The following is a 2491-nucleotide window of genomic DNA, read 5'->3' on the forward strand; positions in this document are numbered from 1 at the left end:
ATGAAGGAGCACCTGGCGTCCGCCGGAGTGGCCGAGGAAGACCAGGAGCGCGTCATCGTCTTCGCGTCCCTCGTGCAGAAGGAGGCCGGTCTCGCCGCCGACTACCCGAAGGTCGCGCGCGTCTTCCAGAACCGGCTCGACGACGGCATGGCCCTGCAGTCCGACGCGACCGTCGCCTACGGGACCGGCAACACGCACCGGGTGACCACCACCGACGCCGAGCGGAACGACGCGTCGAACAAGTACAACACCTACGTCCACAAGGGTCTGCCGCCGGCACCGATCTCGAACCCGGGCGACGTCGCGATCAAGGCCGTGACCAACATGGCGAAGGGCAAGTGGCTCTTCTTCGTCACCGTGAACCTGGAGACGGGCGAGACCGTGTTCTCGGACACGTTCGCCGAGCACCAGGTCGCGGTCGCGAAGTTCCAGGCGTGGCTCCGGGCGCATCCCGACTACCAGTGACCCGCTGCGACGTCTCGCGGCACCGTGCTGTGGGAGGATTGGGCCATGCTTCGTTGGTTGACTGCTGGTGAGTCCCACGGACCCGAACTGATCGCGATGCTCGAGGGCCTGCCCGCGGGTGTCCCGGTGTCGTTCGAGTCCATCCGTACCGACCTCGCGCGCCGCAAGCTCGGGTACGGCCGGGGCTCCCGCATGAAGTTCGAGCAGGACGAGCTCCACGTGTCCGGTGGTGTCCGGCACGGGTACTCGATGGGCAGCCCGATCGCGATCCGCATCGGCAACACGGAGTGGCCCAAGTGGGTCGAGGTGATGAGCCCCGAGCCCGTCGAGCAGACCGACATGTCGCGCGGCCGCTCGGCGCCGCTGACCCGTCCGCGTCCCGGTCACGCCGACCTCGTCGGGATGCAGAAGTACGGCTTCGACGAGGCGCGGCCGATCCTCGAGCGCGCGTCTGCCCGCGAGACCGCTGCCCGCGTCGCACTCGGCGCGGTCGCGAAGTCCTTCCTCGCCGAGCTCGGCATCCGGTCGGTCGCGCACACGCTGCAGGTCGGGACGGTCCGCGTGCCCGACGGCACCGCGCTGCCGCTGCCGGAGGACGTCGACCGGCTCGACGACGACCAGCTCCGGTGCTTCGACGCCGAGACGTCGGCGCGCATGGTCACCGAGGTCGAGTCCGCGAAGAAGGACGGCGACACCCTCGGCGGGGTCGTCGAGGTGCTGTTCTACGGGGTGCCCCCGGGGCTCGGGTCGCACGTGCAGTGGGACCGCCGTCTCGATGCGCGTCTCGCGGCCGCGATCATGGGCATCCAGGCGATCAAGGGCGTCGAGGTCGGGGACGGCTTCGCGACCGCGGGACGCCGGGGCTCGGAGGCGCACGACGAGCTGTACCGCGAGGACGGCGAGATCGTCCGCACGACCGACCGAGCGGGCGGCACCGAGGGCGGTATGTCCACCGGTACGGTGCTCCGCGTCCGCGCCGGGATGAAGCCGATCGCGACCGTCCCGCACGCGCTGCACACGGTCGACGTGACCACCGGTGAGGACGCGTCCGCGCACCACCAGCGTTCCGACGTCTGCGCCGTCCCGGCCGCCGGCGTCGTCGCCGAGGCCATGGTGGCGCTCGTGCTCGCTGACGCCGTGCTCGAGAAGTTCGGCGGCGACAACGTCGCGGAGACGAAGCGGAACCTCGACGCCTACCTGGCGTCGATCCCGGAGACGCTCCGCTCCCGTCGCACCGAGTCCGCGGACTCCGCGCCCGTCCTGTGACGGCGGGTCCGCGGGCCGGCGGTCCGCGCGGGGACGGCTCGCACTCGGGCGATCCGCGTGCGGGCGGTCCGCGCGGCGGCGGCAGTCCACGCACCGGCCGCCTCACCGCGCCCGTCGTCGTCATCGGGCCGATGGGCGCCGGCAAGTCGAGCGTGGGCAAGCGGGTGGCGAAGGCGCTCGGCGTGCCCTTCACCGACACCGACCGGGTGATCGTGCGCGAGCACGGCCCGATCCCGGCGATCTTCGCCACGCGTGGCGAGCCGGCGTTCCGGGAGCTCGAGGCCGACGCCGTCCGTGACGCGGTCACCACCGGCGGGGTCGTCGCTGTCGGCGGGGGAGCCGTGACGCACGCCGCGACCCGCGAGTCGCTCGTCGGTGCACGGATCGTGCTCCTGACGGTGTCGCCGGAGGCCGTGGCCGAGCGGATCGCCGGGAGTGACCGGCCCCTGCTCGCGGACGGCGGCATCGACGCCTGGCAGACCATCCTGGACGAGCGTGCGGCGACGTACGCCGAGCTCGCCCACATCGTCGTGGACACCTCGCGGCGGCCGATGTCCCGCGTGGTGGACGAGGTCGTCGCGTGGGTACGCGACGGCGAACCGGGCACGATCGACGCGCCCGAGCACACCGGAGGGACACCGTGACCGAACCCGCCCTGCCCGCTGGCACCACCGAGATCCGCGTCGGCGGGGACGACGGGTACGTCGTCCCGGTCGGCTCGGCCTGCTCGGCTCCGTGCCCGCCCTCCTCGGACCCCGCG

General features: G+C 72.4%; 3 protein-coding genes. All 3 read left to right on the plus strand.

Annotation, left to right across the window (positions count from 1 at the left end; translation table 11 throughout):
- Window positions 1-465 (plus strand): endolytic transglycosylase MltG (gene mltG / locus I59_RS11725; RefSeq protein WP_022904031.1); only part of this gene is annotated, 465 nt, incomplete at its 5' end.
- A gap of 45 nt (window positions 466-510) precedes the next feature.
- Entirely contained in the window at window positions 511-1731 is a 1221-nt protein-coding gene (aroC, locus tag I59_RS11730; protein ID WP_022904032.1) for a chorismate synthase, read from the plus strand.
- 131 nt (window positions 1732-1862) lie between these two features.
- Window positions 1863-2375 carry a shikimate kinase gene (locus I59_RS11735; RefSeq protein ID WP_042726684.1) on the plus strand — a complete coding sequence of 171 codons (513 nt, stop codon included), beginning with the start codon at window positions 1863-1865 and terminating at the stop codon, window positions 2373-2375.
- Window positions 2376-2491: the final 116 nt, after the last annotated feature.

It is taken from the genome of Curtobacterium sp. B8 (assembly GCF_000333315.1).
Lineage (GTDB): Bacteria > Actinomycetota > Actinomycetes > Actinomycetales > Microbacteriaceae > Curtobacterium > Curtobacterium luteum.

Coding starts and splice junctions, on each gene's coding strand:
- aroC (WP_022904032.1), top strand. CDS start 511: ATGCTTCGTTGGTTGACTGCTGGTGAGTCCCACGGACCCGAACTGATC.
- I59_RS11735 (WP_042726684.1), top strand. CDS start 1,863: ATGGGCGCCGGCAAGTCGAGCGTGGGCAAGCGGGTGGCGAAGGCGCTC.